Origin of the sequence: Sulfitobacter aestuariivivens, from assembly GCF_014763045.1 — a bacterium.
In the GTDB taxonomy this organism is placed as follows: Bacteria; Pseudomonadota; Alphaproteobacteria; order Rhodobacterales; family Rhodobacteraceae; genus Sulfitobacter; species Sulfitobacter aestuariivivens.
This window is the reverse complement of the sequence record NZ_JACTAG010000002.1, coordinates 1,144,368-1,161,833: the sequence shown is the minus strand read 5'-3', so window position 1 is coordinate 1,161,833 and position 17,466 is coordinate 1,144,368. Positions and strand designations below refer to the sequence as shown.

The following is a 17,466-nucleotide window of genomic DNA, read 5'->3' as shown; positions in this document are numbered from 1 at the left end:
GGAATGGAGTTTTCTCTCTTTGCCCATATGGAACGGCTGAGCGCAGATCAGCCCCATGATCAGCTTTACGCCAGCTTTATCGACCTGTGCAAAATGGCCGATGAGGGCGGCATGCGCGCGATCTGGACGGGTGAACATCACGGGATGGAATTCACGATCGCCCCCAACCCCTTCACCACGCTGGTCGACATCGCACATCACACCAAAAACGTGCGCCTTGGCACTGGCACCGTCATTGTGCCGTTCTGGCATCCGATCAGGCTGGCCGGAGAGGCGGCGATGGCCGACCTGATGACAGGCGGGCGGATCGAAATTGGTGCTGCGCGCGGGGCGTACTCCTACGAATACGAACGCATGATCCCCGGCATGGATGCCTGGGACGCAGGCCAGCGGATGCGCGAGACACTGCCGCTGGTGCGCAAGCTGTGGCAGGGCGACTGCGCCCATGACGGCACCTATCACAGTTTTCCGGCCACCAGCTCCGCACCAAAGCCCTTGCAGGAAAACGGCCCACCCATCTGGGTTGCGGCGCGTGATCCCAATAGCCACGAATTCGCGGTGGTGAATGATTTTGACGTGCAGGTCACGCCGCTGTGGCAGGGGATCGAAGAGATAACCAAGCTGATGAAAACCTACAAAGACACTTGCGCCGCTCACGCAAAGCGCACGCACAAGATCATGCTGCTGCACCACACCTATGTCGCCTCGGATGCCAATGACAGCGCGCGGGCGGCTCAGGAACTTAGCCGTTTTTATTCCTACTTTGGCGCTTGGTTTCAGAACAAGCGCCCGGTGCAACAGGGGTTGATCCAGACGCTGAGCGAGGATGAGCTTGCGGCCAACAAGATGATGTCGCCTGAAAACATGGCACGCGATCTGACGATTGGCACAGCGCAGGAAGTCATCGACAAGATCAAGCGTTACGAGGACCTCGGATATGATGAATACTCCTTCTGGATCGATAGCGGGATGAGCCCGGAACGCAAGCGCGCCTCACTGGCGCGCTTTATCGACGACGTGATGCCCGCATTTGCGTAAGGAAACAGAATGGAACACTTTCAGCTTTTTATTGCAGGGGAATGGCGGGTCGGATCGGACGGCCAGACCATGGAAACGATCAATCCTGCAACCGGCGCATCCTGGGCCACATTCGATTGCGCGTCAGTGGCGGATGTGAATGCCGCGGTCGCTGCTGCCAAAGGCGCGTTGGATGATCCTGCATGGCGCGACATGACGCAAACACAACGGGGCAAGTTGCTGTACCGCCTTGCCGATCTGGTCGCTGAAAACGCGGAGCATCTGGGCCGGATCGAGACTACGGACAGTGGCAAGCTGGCAGTCGAGACAATGGGTCAGACCGGCTATGTCGCCGATTACTACCGCTACTACGCTGGCCTCGCTGACAAGATCGAAGGTGCCGTACTGCCCATCGACAAACCCGATATGCATGTCTTCACCCAGATCATGCCCATCGGCGTTGTGGCTGCTGTCGTACCGTGGAACGCGCAGATGTTTCTGGCCGCGACCAAGCTGGCGCCAGCTTTGGCAGCGGGCTGCGCCGTGATCCTCAAGGCATCGGAAATTGCCCCTGCACCCATGATCGAATTTGCCAAGTTGATCGAGCAGGCAGGCTTTCCCAAGGGCGTCGTGTCTGTCATCACAGGCGATGCGGAAAACTGCGCAATCCCGCTGACCCGCCACCCTGACATCGACCGCATCGCCTTTACCGGCGGGCCCGAAACCGCACGCCATGTGGTTCGTAACTCAGCAGAGAATTTCGCCGTCACAACGCTGGAGCTGGGCGGCAAATCCCCCATCATCGTCTTCGATGACGCCGATTTGGACTCGGCTGCCAATGGTCTGATTGCAGGTAACTTCGGCGCGTCAGGGCAATCCTGCGTTGCGGGAACACGCGGGCTGGTGCACCGCCCCATCTATGACGCCCTGGTCGGCAAAATCACTGAAAAGTGCAGTGATCTTGTCGTGGGCGATCCACATGATGCCGCCACACATCTTGGGCCGCTCTGCACGGTCGCACAAGTCCATCGTATTCGCGAAACGCTGTACGCAGCAGTCGCACAGGGCGCGCGCATCGCCTTTGGCGGAGAAGCGCCCAAAGGCACCAGCGCGCACTATTTCAAGCCAACGCTCGTGCTCTGCGACACGCCAGATACCGAAACCCTCAAGGTAGAGATGTTCGGCCCGGTTATGTCCCTTCTGCCTTTCGACTCAGAGGAAGAGGCGGTCGCACTGGCCAATGAGAGCGATTTTGGCCTCGGTTCCGGCGTGTTCACGCAAAACATCGCACGGGCGCATCGCGTCTCGTCGCGCATTCGGTCAGGCATCACTTGGGTGAATACGTACCGCGCGATCTCTCCAATCGCGCCGTTTGGCGGCTTCAACCAATCAGGCTATGGGCGCGAGGCGGGCAAGGAGGCAATCCTTGACTACACCCGCACCAAGACGACGTGGATCAATACCTCGGCACAGCCGATGTCGAACCCGTTTGTGATGCGATGATCCCTTGGCCATACTCGGCCGCGAGAGGGGATGTGCATGCCGGCGGATCTGAAAGTAATTGGTGCAGGATTTGGGCGTACGGGCACCGATTCCATGCGCGACGCGCTGGAGTTGTTGGGAATCGGCCCATGTCACCACATGAAAGTTATCGCGCAAGATCAGGCGCATTGCGCAACATGGTCGCGCGCCATAGCAACGAATACACTTGATTGGGATCAGCTGCTGGACGGATTTCAGGCTTGTGTGGACTGGCCCACGGCCTACTACTGGCCGCAATTGATCAACGCGTTTCCCAAAGCAAAGGTATTGCTGACCTGGCGCGATGCCCAGAACTGGTGGCGCAGTTTTGAACAGACCATCCTGAAATCAATTCTGGCAACCACCGGCGAGGGGCGCATGACACCCGGTCTGTTAATGACAGGCCCGCTTATCTTTGGTGGCCAGCCCATGACCAAAGATCACTGCATCGCGGTTTATAATGACAATGTCGCGCGTGTTAAACACACCGTGCCTGCAGACCGATTACATATTCATACCCTTGGCGACGGCTGGGACGCACTCTGCGCTTTTCTGGATGTCCCGGTGCCAAAGGCGCCCTTTCCAAGGGGCAACAGCACGCAGGAATACCACAGCGGCTGGCCGTCCAAATTCTAGCCAGAAAACCGTTCCATCTGCGTGCGGATCTCGTCAGGCCAAGGCTCTGGTCGTGTGGTATCGGACCGGATGCACACAAGCGTCACCCGCGCGGCAAAGCGTTGTTGATCGCCGCAATAGGCATCCACCAAAACGGTGACGCTTGAGCGGCCTAACTTTTCCACCTGCACCCGCAGATCAAGTTGATCTCCATGCCGGGAAACGGCCATGAAGGTCACATTGATCTCGACGGATGGACAGGCATTCGTCTTGTGAAACACCTCCCATGGCGCGCCCAACGGTCCGGCAAACCAGTCTTCCATCGCGTCATTGATCATCTCGAAGTAGCGCGGATAAAAGACGATGCCGGCAGGGTCACAATGCTTGAACAGCACTTTCTGGGGGACGTGGTGACTCATATGACCGCCGTCGACGCCAGACTGGCACCACCGCAAACAAACAGCGTCTGCCCCGTCACCCAGTCGTTCCGGGGGTCAGTGAAGAATAGTGTCGCGCGGGCAATATCATCGGCCTTGCCCAACCGTCTGCGCGGCAGGCTGGCGGCGATGGCCCTGGCTTTTTCTCCGCCCGCAGGAATATCTGGCGCAACCATATCAGTCATCACAATCCCCGGTGCGATGGCATTCACGGTAATCCCCGATGGCCCGAGTTCCAGCGCCCATGTACGTGTCATCGACATGATCGCCGCCTTGGTCGCAGCATAGACGGTCCGTTGCTGCATCCCCACGACCGCCCGCGAAGACATGTTGACGATGCGCCCAAAGCCCTGCGCCTTCATGTTGGGGATCACCGCCTGTGCCAGCTGAATGGCTGTGAAAAGATGCAACTCCTGCAGCAGATCGAATTCTTCTCCTGACACGTCCTCGACGGGCGTATTGCGCACCACACCGGCGTTATTGACCAGAATGTCGACTGCATGATCAGCAGCAATCGTTTTCGCAAAGGCCTGCACCGCCGCGCGATCTGCCAGATCAACCTCATACGATGTCACATAATCCGATGCGATGTTCAAAGGCCGTCGCGCCGCCGATATCACATGACATCCCTGATCGAGCAGATGTTGCGCAATCTCGCGCCCGATGCCCGCACTTGCGCCGGTAACCAACGCAGTACGTCCTGAGTAGGTTTTGTCAGTCATGGGTTTTCGGGCCTCTTGGCAAAGAACGTCGTGTCGAGTGAAATAGAATTTTATATGATTATGCAAGTTTTCCGGTGTTTGCCACGCCGCCTCCTTCCCTGTAGCCCTGATACGAACCAGAGCGGAGCGCATTACGGATGACCGACACACCGACGAAACCCAAGGCGCTGACCGGGCTGCCCTCATATCTGCTGACCCGCATCGCACACCGATACAATCAGACAATTCATGCGGAGCTAAAAACGATAGGTCTGTCCACCATCGCAACCCGCATCATCGCATCTCTCGTGGTTTTCAAGGAACTGACCATCAATGAACTCTGCGTGCACGCACTGGCCGAACAACCCACGATGAGTCGCGCGCTTGACCGCTTGGAAAACGACGGAATCATCTTGCGCAGCGTCAGCGAAGCGGACAATCGCAAGCGGGTAATCAAATTGACTCCTGAAGGGGAAGCGCTTTTTGAGAAGATCTGGCCAGTCACATTGGGGGCCAATGACGCAATGCTCAAAGGCATATCCGCAGAGGATCGCGCCGTGACGATGCGCACGCTGGTCAAGATATTGGAGAATGTCCGCGTCCATCCGATCTGATCGGCAATAGCCTTTGACAGGGTTAGTACGAATTTATATGAATATTCATGGATTATGTTTTCCACCGGAGAAACACGCCCCATGCAGCTTGAAATTGCAGAAGCCAGGGACATTACAGATCGCGTTCGCCTGTTCACTCTGGTCCGGTCGGATGGCGCTGACCTACCCGAATACACTGCCGGCGCACACGTCGATTTCGATCTGGGAGATGTAGGCACAAGGTCCTACTCTTTGATTGATTTCGTTCCTATCGCCCCGTTGCCGGGCGCCTACCACATCGCAGTGCAAGCGGAACATGAGGGCGACGGCGGTTCACTGGCGATGCACAAGCTGGCGGTCGGCGAAACGATCAAAGCCAGCGCGCCCAAGAATAGTTTTGCCCTGCACGAAAGCAACGCGCCCGCTGTTCTGATCGCGGGCGGCATCGGGGTCACACCCATCGTTTCCTTCGCGACGGAACTGGATCGTCGCGGCACGCCTTTCGCCTTTCACTACGCTGCCCGATCGCGCGACGTCTGTGCTCTTGCAGACACGCTCGAAGAGCGGTTTGGCGATGCACTCACGTTCTGGTTTGATGATGACCGAATGATCGATGTGGCAGGTCTGCTCAAAGACGCTCCGGATGATGCCCACGTCTTTTGCTGCGGCCCCAAAGGCATGATCGAAGCGGTCCGCACCGCCGCAGAGGCCGCAGGATACCCCGGTGACCGCATTCGGTTCGAACTTTTCGAAACGCCGCAGGCCGAGGGCGATGACACCTCCTTTGAGGTAGAGATCAACGACGGTCAGGTTTTCACAATACCACCTGACAAATCCATCATCGATGTGCTGGAAGACGCGGGGCTGGACATCATGTACGATTGCCAGCGCGGCGACTGCGGCATTTGCCAGACCGATGTGTTGGAAGGTGAGCCCGACCACCGCGACGTGGTCTTGTCTGACGCCGAACGCGCGGCAGGCGACGTCATGCAAATCTGTGTCAGCAGGGCCAAAAGCCCGCGCCTGAAACTCGACATCTAGGGAGGAACTGATGAGCAACTATGCCGGAAACCCCCAAGCCGTTGCGGCCCTTGTTCGCCCCAATCAGGTGCACCGCGATGTCTATGTCTCGGAGGAGATTTACCGCCTTGAGATGAAGCACCTCTTTGCAAACACATGGGTCTTTGTCGGCCACGACAGCCAGACGCCCAACAAGGGCGACTACATCACCACGCAGGTCGCAGACCAGCCGGTGATCATGGTCCGACACTCGGACGGTGAGGTTAAGGTTCTGTACAACCGCTGCCCGCACAAAGGCACCAAGATCGCCATCGACCGCAGCGGCAATACCGGCAAGTTCTTCCGCTGTCCCTATCACGCCTGGAGCTTCAAAACCGATGGCTGCCTGTTAGCGATCCCGCTCAAAAAAGGCTATGCGCAGACTGATTTCGGCGACACGGCCGCCTCCAGAGGCATGAAATCTGTCGGTGCTGTGCACAATCACCGGGGTTTTGTCTTTGCTCGCCTTGCTCCCGAAGGCATCTCATTTGACGAATATTTTGGCGACGCGATGTCCTCCATCGACAATATGGTCGACCGCGCGCCCGAGGGCCGGTTGGAGGTCGCAGGCCCGCCCCTGCGCTACATGCACCAGTGCAACTGGAAAATGCTGGTCGAAAATCAGACTGACGCCTGCCACCCTATGGTGGCGCATGAATCCTCCGCCGGTACAGCCGTGCGTCTTTTTGAAGAATCCGACTGGAAGGAAGGTGACCCCAAACCCATGGCGATGGAGATTATCGCGCCCTTCATGTCGCCCTACGAATTCTTCGAAGGCATGGGCCAGCGCACCTGGCCCAACGGGCACGGCCACTCTGGTGTCGCCACGTCTATCCACAAAGAATACGCCGAAGAGGACGAATACGGCGAGGCAATGAACGCCGCTTATGGCGAAGAGCGCGCTGCAGAGATTCTGGGCGAGAACCGCCACAACACCGTCTACTTCCCCAATATCATGATGAAAGGTCCCATCCAGCAGCTGCGCAATTTCATCCCTCTGGGCCCGAACAAAACCCTTGTGGAAAGCTGGATCTACCGCCTTGTCGGCGCGCCGGACTACTTGCTTAAACGGACCGCGATGTACAACCGCATCATCAACGCTCCGACCTCTATCGTGGGCCACGACGATCTGGAAATGTACGAACGCGCGCAGGAGGGGCTGATGACCGATGGCAATGAATGGGTCGACCTGCACCGCAACGCCGAAGAAGGCGAGGATTTTGGTCACGAATGGACAGGAAATGGCACGTCGGAACGCCAGATGCGCAACCAGTTCGACGCCTGGAAACGCTTCATGCTTGCCACGATGGACACCCCCGCGCAGGAGGCCGCGGAATGACCATTACCCGTGACGACGTGATCGATTTCATCTATGCCGAAGCGCGCATGATCGATGAAGGCCGCTTTTCCGAATGGCTCGATCTGTGGCTGGAGGACGGAATCTATTGGATGCCGTTGGATTACAAGCAGACAGATCCGGACCTGATCACATCGCTCCTTCACGAAGATCACTTCATGCGCAAACTGCGGGTGGAACGATTGAATGGCGAACGCACGTTCAGTCAGAAACCCAAAAGCCGATGTTCCCACGTGATCCAGCGCCCCTTCGTCGACACCTTCGATACGGACGCCGGTTCGTTTGAGACCAACACATCGATGCACTACGTGGAAACGCGACTGGATGAACAATTTCTGCTGGCCCTGACGGCGCAACATCAACTGAAACTGGTAGATGGCAAACTTCGCATTGCGGGCAAGCGCGTGGATATCCTTAATTGCGATGCCGCCTTTGGGAACATTCAGCTGCTGCCATGAGTCCACCAAATTCCCCCTATGATCTCTTCGCGTTGATGGCGCATCGCTATCCGTTGCGCCCCTTTATGGAAGTCCTGCCGCGCACGGCAGAGGTCTATGGCATTGCAGCGGGTCACATCACCTATGGCGATGCCCTGCATGATGTAACGGCGTGGCAAAACAGGCTGTCCGAGTCTGGGTATGGCTCGGGTATGCGGATCGGCCTGTTGGTCGAGAACCGACCCCTGCATTTCATTATCCTGCTTGCTGCCAACCGGCTTGGGATGGCCATTGTGCCGATCAACCCGGACCTGCGCGCCGCAGAACTTGAATACATGATCGGTCATGCGGAACCCGCATTGATCATCGCAATCCATTCGCGTCGCGACGATCTGGCCGAAGCTGCTGCAAACACACCCGTCGACGTTGCGGTGATCACGCCCGATGCCCCCCTGCCACCGCCTCGCGCCGGCGCGGTGACCGCCAGGCCTTCCGATGACGCGCCCGCGCGGGAGGCCGCGATGCTGTATACCTCTGGCACGACGGGAAAACCCAAAGGTTGCGTGCTATCCAACACCTATTTCACGGAACTTGGCCTGAACTACGTCGGCATGGGCGGCATCGCTGCGCTGCAAAAGGAAGGTGAGCGGATGATCACGCCGCTGCCGCTCTTTCACATGAACGCCATGTGCTTTTCCTTTATGGGCATGCTGCAGGTCGGCGGGTGCCTGATTGTCGTTGATCGATTTCACCCCACCACATGGTGGCAGGACGTGAAAGACAGCCGCGCCACCTGCCTGCATTATCTGGGCGTCATGCCCTCGATCTTGATGGGCATGCCCGAAACGCCTGATGATCGCGACCATACCGTGCGCTTTGGCTTTGGAGCGGGCATCGACCCAAAGCTCCATGCCGCATTCGAAGACCGCTTTGGCATTCCGCTATGCGAAGGCTGGGCCATGACAGAAACTGGCGCGGGGGCGACCATCTCCAATCAGGCGCAGAACCGCTTGATCGGGCAATCCTCGCTTGGTCAGGTGCCGGATTGGCTGGATGTGCGGTTGGTCGACGAACTAGATGTTGATGTACCTAACGGACATCCCGGAGAATTGCTGGTCCGCCGCAAAAAGGGCAATCCGCGCAAAGGGTTTTTTACCGAATACTTCAAGAACCCCACTGCTACCGCGGAGGCGTGGGAAGACGGCTGGTTCCATACCGGCGATGTTGTGCGCAAAGGGGAAGGCAGCAATATTTTCTTCGTTGATCGCCGCAAGAATGTGATCCGCCGCTCAGGCGAAAACATCGCAGCGGTTGAGGTTGAAAGCGTCCTGATGCGCCATCCCGATGTCAGCGCAGCCGGGGTCGCCGCCGTTCCAGACCCCATCAGAGGAGATGAGGTATTTGCATGTCTGAAAGTTAAAGACCCATCCGCGCAGAAGGCCACGGAACTGGCCGAGTGGGCGCTTGGGCAGATGGCTTACTACAAGATACCCGGCTACATCGCGTTTGTGGACACCTTGCCGCTTACCGGGACACAGAAAATTCAGCGCGGCGACCTCAAGCGTATGGCGGTCGCATTGATTGAAGACCCGGAAACGATAAATCTGGTCCATCTCAAGAAACGGCAACCTGCATGAGCCGCGCACGGCAGTCCTATCAAGGCGTTGCACTTGTTGCGCCCACATCGATCCCCTACCAGCGCTATTCCATAGACACCGCGCACTTCTGGATTGCCCGCGCGCTAAAGGGGTCCCTTGATGCTGCAGGTATCGCGCCTGCCGACCTTGACGGATTTTCTGCGGCCAGTTTCAGTCTTTTCCCTGACACTGTCGTTGGGCTGACCCAGCACCTTGGGCTGTCTCCGCGCTGGCTGGATCAGATCCCGATGGGCGGGGCGTCGGGCGTCGTCGCTTTGCGCCGCGCCGCGCGCGCGGTTCAGGCGGGCGACGCCGATGTCGTGGCTTGCGTTGCTGGAGATACCAATCATATCGACAGCTTTCGCCAACTACTCTCTTCCTTTTCACGTTTCAGCCAGGACGCTGCATACCCTTACGGCTTTGGCGGCCCAAATGCTGTCTTCGGCATCCTCACCGATCACTACATGCAAACCTATGGCGCCACACGCGAGGATTTCGGTCGCATTTGCGTGGCCCAGCGCACCAATGCTTTAAAGAACCCCGGTGCCGTGATGACAAAGCCGCTTTCAATGGATCAATACCTTGCCGGTCGCCCCATCTCTGATCCGATTACGCTTTTTGATTGCGTTATGCCCTGCGCCGGGTCCGAGGCATTTCTTGTCATGACCGTGAAGGAGGCAGAAAAGCGTCAGCTGCCATACGCAACCGTACGGGGCGCAATAGAACGGCATAACGCGCACGCCGATGATCCGATCCAACTGCGAGGCGGCTGGACTCTGGACATTGATGAGCTTTGGCAGATGTCGGGTTATTCGCCTATCGACATGGATCTTGTCCAAACCTATGACGACTATCCCGTTATCTCGATGATGCAGATCGAAGACCTTGGGTTTTGCAAAAAGGGTCATGCAGGGGAATTCTTGTGTGGCAAGGATATGACGGTATCGGGCGATTTCCCTCACAACACATCCGGCGGGCAGCTTTCCGGCGGGCAGGCTGGTGCTGCCGGTGGTTTCATCGGGCTGGTTGAGGCGATCCGTCAAGTCACAGGACAAGCTGGCCCAACACAGGTCAAAGGGGCCAAACGCGCCGTAATCTCAGGCTTTGGGATGGTAAACTATGATCGCGGCGTCTGTACCGCGGCCACAGTGATAGAAGGCGGTGGCGCATGACCGATCCGATCCAGCCACCCCCGAAGAAAAACCCGTTAAACCGCAGTTGGGTATCCACGATCCCGCCTGCCGCCCGCTCTCGCGCAGCGCTTGGTCTCACGGCGGCAGCGGCTGAGGGGCGCTTTATGCTGCAAGTCTGCGCCGACTGCGGCGCCACTCAATATCCACCGCGCGATGCTTGTCACAAATGCCTGTCCATTGATCTGCCCTGGCAAGATATAATCCCCACCGGTGAGCTGCTGGCCGAAACCACAATACGTGCAACAACCGACATCTATTTCCGCGACCGTCTGCCTTGGCGCGCTGGCACCGTTAGGCTGGATGCCGGACCCCCGATGATTTGCCACATTCATGGCGACGTCAAACCATACGCTCGCGTACGCTTGATCAATCGCCTTGACCGTTCCGGTCAGGGCGTCATCCTTGCGCTTCCCGAAAAGGATACCCCCAATATGGCCGACGACCCGCACTTGCGCGCCATCTCTTCCGACCCCAGTCACCGCCGCGTGTTGATTGTGGACGGGCGTAATCCCAATACACCGGACTTTGCAAAGGCGCTCAAGGATGCGGGCGCCGCGATGATCCTCATCGGTCTGTCCGAAGACTGGCTGCCGTTTCAGGGCCGCAAAGCGCTCGAAGATGTCGGCGCCCAGATCATTCCCCTCGACGTCACCGACACCAAATCGCTCCAGCGTCTTGCCGGAGAGTTTGGCGGCAAAATCGATATCCTGATCAACAACGCACGCTACATCCGTCCCGGCGGCGTGATCGACCGCACCGACACAAACCTCGCCGCCCGTGAACTGGAGGTGAACGCCCTGGGCCTGATGCGACTGGCGCAAGCCTTGGGGCCCGCGATGTGCAGCCGCACCGCAGACGGCACCAATTCTGCCGTCGCTTGGGTCAATATCCTATCCGCTTGGGCGCTGGCGAACGAGCCTTCGTTTGGCAGTTTCGCCGCGTCCCAAGCGGCAGCGCTGTCACTCAGCCAGTCGCTTCGGGCCGAGTTTCGCGCCAGCGGTTTGCGCCTGATGAACGTTTTTGTCGGCCCCACCGACGACGAATGGCATCAACCTCTTCCGCCGCCCAAGGTCACCCCCGCAGCCATCGCCCGCGATGTGGTACGCGGTTTGCATGGTGGGTTCGAAGACGTGTTTTGCGGGGATGTCGCAAAAGACCTCAATGAACGGTTCCGCCGCAACCCCAAGGTTTTGGAGCGCGAAATGACAGGGGGTGGCGTATGAGCACTCTTGCAAACCTTGCATCAAATATCGCTGACGGATCTGTCAAGGTCGTCGACCTGACGCACACGCTTGATCCGGATTTCCCGGTGATCATCCTGCCGCCAGAGTTTGGGCAATGCGCGCGTTTCCGGATGGAGGAAGTATCGGCATACGACCATCGCGGTCCCGGCTGGAAATGGCACAATATCTCCATGAACGAACACACTGGCACACACTTTGATGCCCCGTCCCACTGGATCTCGGGACGGGACGTGCCGATGGGTGCGGTCGATGAAATCCCTGCCGATAAATTGGTGGGTCCGGTTGTCGTCATTGATTGCTCAGAAGGTGCTGCACAGGACGATGACTTTGAACTGACCCCCCAGATCATCGAAGCCTTTGAGGCCGAACATGGCCGAATCCCCGAAGATGCCTGGGTGCTGATGCGCACTGATTGGTCAAAGAGGTCTGGCGCAGCTTATCTGAATATGGCATCGGATGGCCCCCATTCCCCCGGCCCCACGCCCGACGCGATCCGTCTGCTGGTCGAAGATCGTAACATCCGGGGGTTTGGTACTGAAACCGTTGGAACGGATGCCGGTCAGGGCGCACACTATACGCCACCGTATCCTGCGCATTATATTCTGCACGGTGCGGGGAAATACGGGCTCCAATGTATGTGCAATCTGGATCAACTTCCGCCAACTGGCGCGATGCTGGTTGCGCCACCCCTCAAGATAAAGGGTGGCACCGGAAGCCCCCTCCGTGTCCTCGCCCTGGTGGAAAACTGAGATGTCAGCCGATCCGTTGCTGCAACCCTACCAGCTGAAGCACCTGACCCTGCGCAACCGGATCATGACAACCGCACATGAACCGGCATACCCGGTTGATGGCATGCCCACTGAACGCTACGCCGCCTACCATGCGGAACGTGCAAAGGCAGGCGTGGCACTGGCAATGACCGCAGGCTCAGCAACTGTTAGCCGTGATAGCCCGCCAGTTTTCAACAACATCCTCGCCTACAAGGACGAAGTTGTGCCCTGGACGCGCCAACTGACGGATGCCATTCACGAACATGGCTGCGCGGTGATGATCCAGCTCACCCACCTTGGCCGACGCACCGGCTGGAACAAGGGGGATTGGCTGCCCTCCATGTCCTCGTCCAAACACCGCGAACCGGCGCATCGCGCCTTTCCCAAGCTGATGGAAGACTGGGACATTGAACGCGTGATCTCAGACTACGCCGATGCCGCTGAGCGGATGAAAGACGGCGGCATGGATGGGATCGAGCTGCAGGTTTATGGCCATCTGCTGGATCAATTCTGGTCACCACTGACCAACGATCTGACCGGGGCCTATGGCGCCGATACGCTTGAAAACCGGCTGCGGTTTCCGATGGATGTGTTGTCTGCCATACGCAAGCGTGTGGGGGGCGAGTTTATTGTTGGTTTTCGCTATACGGCGGACGAGGCGCAAAAAGGCGGGATCACACCCTCCGAAGGACTACAGATATCCAAAAAACTCGCCGCCACCGGCCAGCTTGATTTTCTGAACGTGATCCGCGGCCGCATTCATACCGATCCGGCCATGACAGACATTATCCCGGTGCAGGGCATGAAAAGCGCCCCACATCTCGACTTCGCCGGCGAAGTTCGGAAGGCCACCGGCATGCCCACATTCCATGCCTCGCGCATTCCTGACGTCGCGACGGCGCGGCATGCCGTTCAGGCAGGGCTGCTCGACATGGTCGGTATGACCCGCGCGCACATGGCCGATCCGCACATCGTGCAGAAAATCGTGGAAGGACGCGAGGACGATATCCGGCCTTGCGTCGGGGCGACCTATTGTTTGGATCGCATCTATCAAGCAGGCGAGGCGCTTTGCATTCACAATCCCGCCACTGGGCGTGAACTTTCCATGCCCCACACAATCCCCCCTGCCGACATCTGCCAAAAAGTGGTGATCGTCGGGGCTGGCCCCGGCGGGCTGGAGGCCGCACGCGTTGCCGCAGAACGCGGTCATGACGTGACGGTTTTCGAAGCCGCCGACGCCCCCGGCGGGCAGATACGCCTGACCGCGCAGTCCCCGCGCAGACGCGAGATGATCGGCATCATCGACTGGCGTATGACGCAATGCGCCGCGCGGGATGTAACCTTCCATTTCAACACATGGGCAGAAGCGGCGGATGTGACAGCGCTACACCCCGATGTAGTCATCATCGCCACGGGCGGTCTGCCCAACACTGAATTGTTCGAAACCGGCCACGAGCAACCCGATGTCATAACCACATGGGACCTCATTTCAGGCGAAATCAAGCCAGCCGAGCACGTCTTGATCTACGATGAATCCGGCGATCATCCGGGCCTGCAGTCTGCCGAAGTGGCTGCCATTGCAGGCGCCAAGGTCGAGGTGATGACACCGGATCGCACTTTTGCTCCCGATATCATGGGTATGAACCTGGTCCCCTATATGCGCAGCCTTCAGGACAAAGACGTTACTTTTACGGTCGCGCGTCGGCTGCTCAATGTGGCCCGTACGGGTAACAAGCTGACCGCGACAATCGGCACCGATTACAGCGATCATACGCACGAAGCGACATATGATCAGGTGGTGGTAAACTATGGAACGCTCCCGCTTGATGATCTCTATTTCGATCTCAAACCGCTGTCAGTAAATGAAGGTGCGGTAGACCAGGCAGCTCTGATCAACGGCGCCCCTCAAACCATCAGGCGCAACCCGTCTGGTACGTTTCGTCTGTTTCGCATCGGAGATGCCGTCTCCGCACGCAATACCCATGCCGCGATCTATGATGCCCTGCGGCTGATGAAGGACATTTGACGGCTCAACCCGTTAACGGTCTTCGCAAAAGAGTCTCAAACTTTCCGTCTTCACGCTCTCTCACCAACGAAAGTGCGTCGATGGTAAACGGCGCAGGGATTGCACCGTCGAGATACTGCACTGCCGCCTGCCTCACACCTTCCAGGTCTGCCTTCGGCAGCCGCCCCGTCAATGTCATATGAAACCGAAATTCTCTCATCACATAGGGATATCCCCATGCCACAAGATTCGCGTCTTGCTGTGGCGTAAGCCGCGAAACTCTACGTCGGGCCAGATCGGCATATGTCAGCGGTGCGCGAACTGCGTCAAATCTACGCACGATCTGCTCTGCCAGTTGATTGAGCGCTGCCGGGTCGCCCGATGGAACAAGTGCCAGAAAACGCCCAAGCGCCGCAATCTCCAACCCGTCGACAGATGCAGGCCGGTGGGTCGCGCAGAACCCCTCAAAAGCGGTCAGCAAACTGGTCTTGCTATGACCATCCGCCAGAGCGAAAGGCGCCTTCAATGTGCCGTGAAACCCATATTTCCGCGGCGCTTCCGTCACGCGGCTTAGATCAATGCCCAACCCATCCGGATGCGCGACCGACTGCCCGCCAGCAATATCCCACCCCAGCCATGCGGCCCCCCGGCTTCCGAAAGGTCCGCTTGCTGTGTAAAAAATGGCGTATCGGCGATACATGTGTTCTCCCATTGCGGCGCGTGCGCCCCGTTCTATGTCAGGCTTTGGACCGGGCCGCCATTGGCGCTTGATTCCAGACGCACAAAAGCAAATGGTGCGCTGATACGCGATAAAAGGAATATCCGTCATGCCCGCACAAAAAACCATTCTCCGCGCGCTGGCAGGAGAGACGCTGGACACACCACCGATCTGGATGATGCGCCAGGCAGGCCGCTACCTGCCGGAATACCGCGCAACGCGGGCCAAGGCCGGAGATTTCTTGTCGCTGTGCTACAACCCCGAACTGGCTGCAGAGGTGACGCTGCAGCCCATCCGGCGTTACGGATTTGATGCGTCAATCCTGTTTGCCGACATTCTGCTGGTCCCTCAGGCATTGGGCGCTGACCTGTGGTTTGTGACCGGCGAAGGGCCACGGCTTTCTACAATCACCGATCAGGCTGGTGTCGATGCATTAAAGGATCCTGACGATATTCACGAACACCTGATGCCCATCTACGATACGGTCGGGATCTTGTCGCGCGAGTTGCCAGATGAAACGACGCTGATCGGATTTGCCGGGGCCCCCTGGACTGTGGCCACCTACATGATCGCGGGCAAAGGCACGTCAGATCAGGCGCCCGCGCACGCTCTTAAATCAGAGATCCCTGCCGTATTCGATGCCCTGATGGATAAGATCACCCAAGCCACAATCGCCTACCTCAACGCCCAAATCGAAGCGGGCGCCGAGGTTGTCAAACTTTTCGACAGCTGGGCCGGCTCTCTTCAGGGTGCCGATTTTGACCGCTATTCCATTGCCCCAATGCGGGCCATCGTCGACGGCGTTAAAGCCGCAAATCCAAACATCCCCGTTATCGCCTTTCCGCGTGGCGCAGGCGAGCGATTCAAGGGTACCCATGCCGCCATCGGTGCAGACTGTATCGCGGTCGACGATGGTGTAAGCGCTGAATGGGTCGCCGAACATGTGCAACCTGACGGCTGTGTGCAGGGCAATCTGGCGTCATCACACATGGTATCGGGCGGCGACGCGCTGGTCTCTGAAACCCGCCGCATCGTCGATGCGCTGTCAGGCGGCCCGCACATTTTCAATCTTGGTCACGGTATAACGCCGGATGCTGATCCGGAGAATGTCCAGCTGATGATCGATACTGTCCGCGAAGGTCGCTGATTCCGCGATCTTGAGTTTACTGGAAAGATGAAAATGTGCCCTCGGCGTCATTAGCCGGTAGAGGCATTTCGACCTCTGTCAAATCATGCCACTGGCAAGGCTGTCACACCCACTTTGCCAAGGGCGGCAGGCTCATAAGCACCGCATCGGGGTCGTGGCCGGTCTCCAAGCCAAACTTGGTACCCCGATCGTAGACAAGATTGTACTCAGCATAGAGGCCCCGGTGCCGCAATTGGACGTCCTTGTCGGCTTCGTCCCAAGGTGTTTCGCGACGTTTATCCACCAGTGGGACAAAGGCAGGCAGAAACGCGGCACCCACATCCCGGGTCAGCGCAAAATCTGCATCCCAATCGCCGGTATTGCGATCGTCATAGAAGATACCGCCGACACCCCGTGCGCGCTTGCGGTGCGGGATGTAAAAGTATTCATCGGCCCACTCTTTGAGCTCCTGATACAAATTCCCGCCATGCGGATCGCAGGCGCGTTTCATCTCGGCATGAAAATGCGCGGTGTCCTGATCGTATTCGATGCAGGGGTTGAGATCCGCGCCGCCACCGAACCACCAGGCGTGCGGCGTCCAGAACATGCGCGTGTTCATGTGTACCGCCGGGGCGTGCGGGTTCTGCATATGCGCGACCAGTGAAATGCCGGATGCCCAGAATCGCGGATCATCCGTCATCCCCGGAATACCTTTGCGCGCCGCCATAGCGGCTTGCGCGCGTTCGCCCAACGCGCCATAAACCGTCGAGATGTTCACCCCAACCTTCTCAAACACCCGGCCGCCGCGCATGACGCTCATCTCGCCGCCACCCGCATCGCTGCCATCGTCTGCCGTGCGTTTGGTCTTGCGCACCTCGACCCGCCCAGCACGTTCGCCGCTCTCGTGGCGGTCTTCGATGGCATGAAAGGCTGCGACGATGTCATCGCGCAGCTGGCGGAACCATGCAGCGGCCTGCGTCTTTTCGGTCTGGAAATCCTGGGTCATGGGGGCCTTAACTCTGTTTTCGGGCATGTC

The 17,466-nt window shown here is 58.3% G+C and carries 17 protein-coding genes; 13 read left to right on the top strand and 4 right to left on the bottom strand.

All coding sequences use genetic code 11. From position 1 onward, the window contains the following. The first annotated feature begins 3 nt into the window (after positions 1-3). The 3 genes from H9Q16_RS15455 to H9Q16_RS15445 are packed head-to-tail and all read left to right on the top strand — an operon-like array spanning position 4 to position 3,174. On the top strand, positions 4-1,038 hold the full coding sequence (locus H9Q16_RS15455; RefSeq protein ID WP_191076315.1) for an LLM class flavin-dependent oxidoreductase: 1,035 nt from the start codon (positions 4-6) through the stop codon (positions 1,036-1,038). Positions 1,039-1,047: 9 nt separating this feature from the next. Further along, entirely contained in the window at positions 1,048-2,520 is a 1,473-nt protein-coding gene (locus H9Q16_RS15450) for an aldehyde dehydrogenase (RefSeq protein WP_191076314.1), read from the top strand. Between the two features lie 36 nt (positions 2,521-2,556). Further along, the gene (locus tag H9Q16_RS15445; protein WP_191076313.1) at positions 2,557-3,174 is read left to right on the top strand and encodes a sulfotransferase family protein; all 618 of its coding nucleotides are present in this window, start codon (positions 2,557-2,559) and stop codon (positions 3,172-3,174) included. Here the strand turns inward: H9Q16_RS15445 and H9Q16_RS15440 are convergent. Together H9Q16_RS15440 and H9Q16_RS15435 are read right to left on the bottom strand one after the other, a co-directional pair. After that, positions 3,171-3,572, bottom strand: coding sequence for an acyl-CoA thioesterase (locus H9Q16_RS15440; protein ID WP_191076312.1), 402 nt, complete (start codon positions 3,570-3,572; stop codon positions 3,171-3,173). The genes H9Q16_RS15445 and H9Q16_RS15440 overlap by 4 nt on opposite strands. After that, entirely contained in the window at positions 3,569-4,312 is a 744-nt protein-coding gene (locus H9Q16_RS15435) for an SDR family NAD(P)-dependent oxidoreductase (protein ID WP_191076311.1), read from the bottom strand. Before H9Q16_RS15435 ends, H9Q16_RS15440 begins: the two co-directional genes overlap by 4 nt. Before the next feature lie 137 nt (positions 4,313-4,449). On the opposite strand from H9Q16_RS15435, the gene H9Q16_RS15430 reads away from it, so the two are divergent. From H9Q16_RS15430 to H9Q16_RS15390, 9 genes are all read left to right on the top strand, one after another. Beyond that, positions 4,450-4,905, top strand: coding sequence for a MarR family winged helix-turn-helix transcriptional regulator (locus H9Q16_RS15430; protein WP_191076310.1), 456 nt, complete (start codon positions 4,450-4,452; stop codon positions 4,903-4,905). Positions 4,906-4,986: 81 nt separating this feature from the next. Beyond that, the gene (locus H9Q16_RS15425; protein WP_191076309.1) at positions 4,987-5,925 is read left to right on the top strand and encodes a PDR/VanB family oxidoreductase; all 939 of its coding nucleotides are present in this window, start codon (positions 4,987-4,989) and stop codon (positions 5,923-5,925) included. 10 nt (positions 5,926-5,935) lie between these two features. Next, positions 5,936-7,282, top strand: coding sequence for an aromatic ring-hydroxylating dioxygenase subunit alpha (locus H9Q16_RS15420; protein ID WP_191076308.1), 1,347 nt, complete (start codon positions 5,936-5,938; stop codon positions 7,280-7,282). Next, positions 7,279-7,758: an aromatic-ring-hydroxylating dioxygenase subunit beta gene (locus H9Q16_RS15415; protein WP_191076307.1), complete on the top strand. Its 480-nt coding sequence runs from the start codon at positions 7,279-7,281 to the stop codon at positions 7,756-7,758. Before H9Q16_RS15420 ends, H9Q16_RS15415 begins: the two co-directional genes overlap by 4 nt. Then, positions 7,755-9,374, top strand: coding sequence for an AMP-binding protein (locus H9Q16_RS15410; protein ID WP_191076306.1), 1,620 nt, complete (start codon positions 7,755-7,757; stop codon positions 9,372-9,374). The genes H9Q16_RS15415 and H9Q16_RS15410 overlap by 4 nt, the downstream gene beginning before the upstream one ends. Then, entirely contained in the window at positions 9,371-10,546 is a 1,176-nt protein-coding gene (locus tag H9Q16_RS15405; protein WP_191076305.1) for a thiolase family protein, read from the top strand. Before H9Q16_RS15410 ends, H9Q16_RS15405 begins: the two co-directional genes overlap by 4 nt. Beyond that, positions 10,543-11,790 (top strand): SDR family oxidoreductase, encoded by a 1,248-nt coding sequence (locus tag H9Q16_RS15400; protein ID WP_191076304.1) that lies wholly within the window; start codon positions 10,543-10,545, stop codon positions 11,788-11,790. The genes H9Q16_RS15405 and H9Q16_RS15400 overlap by 4 nt, the downstream gene beginning before the upstream one ends. After that, positions 11,787-12,560 (top strand): cyclase family protein, encoded by a 774-nt coding sequence (locus H9Q16_RS15395; protein WP_191076303.1) that lies wholly within the window; start codon positions 11,787-11,789, stop codon positions 12,558-12,560. Before H9Q16_RS15400 ends, H9Q16_RS15395 begins: the two co-directional genes overlap by 4 nt. A gap of 1 nt (position 12,561) precedes the next feature. Beyond that, a complete protein-coding gene (locus tag H9Q16_RS15390; RefSeq protein ID WP_191076302.1) occupies positions 12,562-14,607 on the top strand; it encodes an NADH:flavin oxidoreductase in 2,046 nt (681 codons plus the stop codon). 4 nt (positions 14,608-14,611) lie between these two features. Here H9Q16_RS15390 and H9Q16_RS15385 read toward each other — a convergent pair whose 3' ends face one another. Beyond that, positions 14,612-15,415 carry a DUF1045 domain-containing protein gene (locus tag H9Q16_RS15385; protein ID WP_246455768.1) on the bottom strand — a complete coding sequence of 268 codons (804 nt, stop codon included), beginning with the start codon at positions 15,413-15,415 and terminating at the stop codon, positions 14,612-14,614. Between H9Q16_RS15385 and hemE the strand changes: the two genes are divergently transcribed. Next, on the top strand, positions 15,414-16,451 hold the full coding sequence (gene hemE / locus H9Q16_RS15380) for a uroporphyrinogen decarboxylase (RefSeq protein ID WP_191076301.1): 1,038 nt from the start codon (positions 15,414-15,416) through the stop codon (positions 16,449-16,451). The genes H9Q16_RS15385 and hemE overlap by 2 nt on opposite strands. Before the next feature lie 103 nt (positions 16,452-16,554). Here hemE and hemF read toward each other — a convergent pair whose 3' ends face one another. After that, complete coding sequence (gene hemF / locus H9Q16_RS15375) at positions 16,555-17,436, bottom strand: oxygen-dependent coproporphyrinogen oxidase (protein WP_191076300.1); 882 nt, start codon at positions 17,434-17,436, stop codon at positions 16,555-16,557. Positions 17,437-17,466: the final 30 nt, after the last annotated feature.

Bases quoted from the DNA above. Each gene is read 5' to 3' on its own strand.
- hemF (WP_191076300.1), bottom strand. From the start codon at position 17,436: ATGACCCAGGATTTCCAGACCGAAAAGACGCAGGCCGCTGCATGGTTC.
- H9Q16_RS15400 (WP_191076304.1), top strand. From the start codon at position 10,543: ATGACCGATCCGATCCAGCCACCCCCGAAGAAAAACCCGTTAAACCGC.
- H9Q16_RS15430 (WP_191076310.1), top strand. From the start codon at position 4,450: ATGACCGACACACCGACGAAACCCAAGGCGCTGACCGGGCTGCCCTCA.
- H9Q16_RS15440 (WP_191076312.1), bottom strand. From the start codon at position 3,572: ATGAGTCACCACGTCCCCCAGAAAGTGCTGTTCAAGCATTGTGACCCT.
- H9Q16_RS15390 (WP_191076302.1), top strand. From the start codon at position 12,562: ATGTCAGCCGATCCGTTGCTGCAACCCTACCAGCTGAAGCACCTGACC.
- H9Q16_RS15385 (WP_246455768.1), bottom strand. From the start codon at position 15,415: ATGACGGATATTCCTTTTATCGCGTATCAGCGCACCATTTGCTTTTGT.
- H9Q16_RS15455 (WP_191076315.1), top strand. From the start codon at position 4: ATGGAGTTTTCTCTCTTTGCCCATATGGAACGGCTGAGCGCAGATCAG.
- H9Q16_RS15420 (WP_191076308.1), top strand. From the start codon at position 5,936: ATGAGCAACTATGCCGGAAACCCCCAAGCCGTTGCGGCCCTTGTTCGC.
- H9Q16_RS15405 (WP_191076305.1), top strand. From the start codon at position 9,371: ATGAGCCGCGCACGGCAGTCCTATCAAGGCGTTGCACTTGTTGCGCCC.
- H9Q16_RS15410 (WP_191076306.1), top strand. From the start codon at position 7,755: ATGAGTCCACCAAATTCCCCCTATGATCTCTTCGCGTTGATGGCGCAT.
- hemE (WP_191076301.1), top strand. From the start codon at position 15,414: ATGCCCGCACAAAAAACCATTCTCCGCGCGCTGGCAGGAGAGACGCTG.
- H9Q16_RS15425 (WP_191076309.1), top strand. From the start codon at position 4,987: ATGCAGCTTGAAATTGCAGAAGCCAGGGACATTACAGATCGCGTTCGC.
- H9Q16_RS15445 (WP_191076313.1), top strand. From the start codon at position 2,557: ATGCCGGCGGATCTGAAAGTAATTGGTGCAGGATTTGGGCGTACGGGC.
- H9Q16_RS15450 (WP_191076314.1), top strand. From the start codon at position 1,048: ATGGAACACTTTCAGCTTTTTATTGCAGGGGAATGGCGGGTCGGATCG.
- H9Q16_RS15435 (WP_191076311.1), bottom strand. From the start codon at position 4,312: ATGACTGACAAAACCTACTCAGGACGTACTGCGTTGGTTACCGGCGCA.
- H9Q16_RS15395 (WP_191076303.1), top strand. From the start codon at position 11,787: ATGAGCACTCTTGCAAACCTTGCATCAAATATCGCTGACGGATCTGTC.
- H9Q16_RS15415 (WP_191076307.1), top strand. From the start codon at position 7,279: ATGACCATTACCCGTGACGACGTGATCGATTTCATCTATGCCGAAGCG.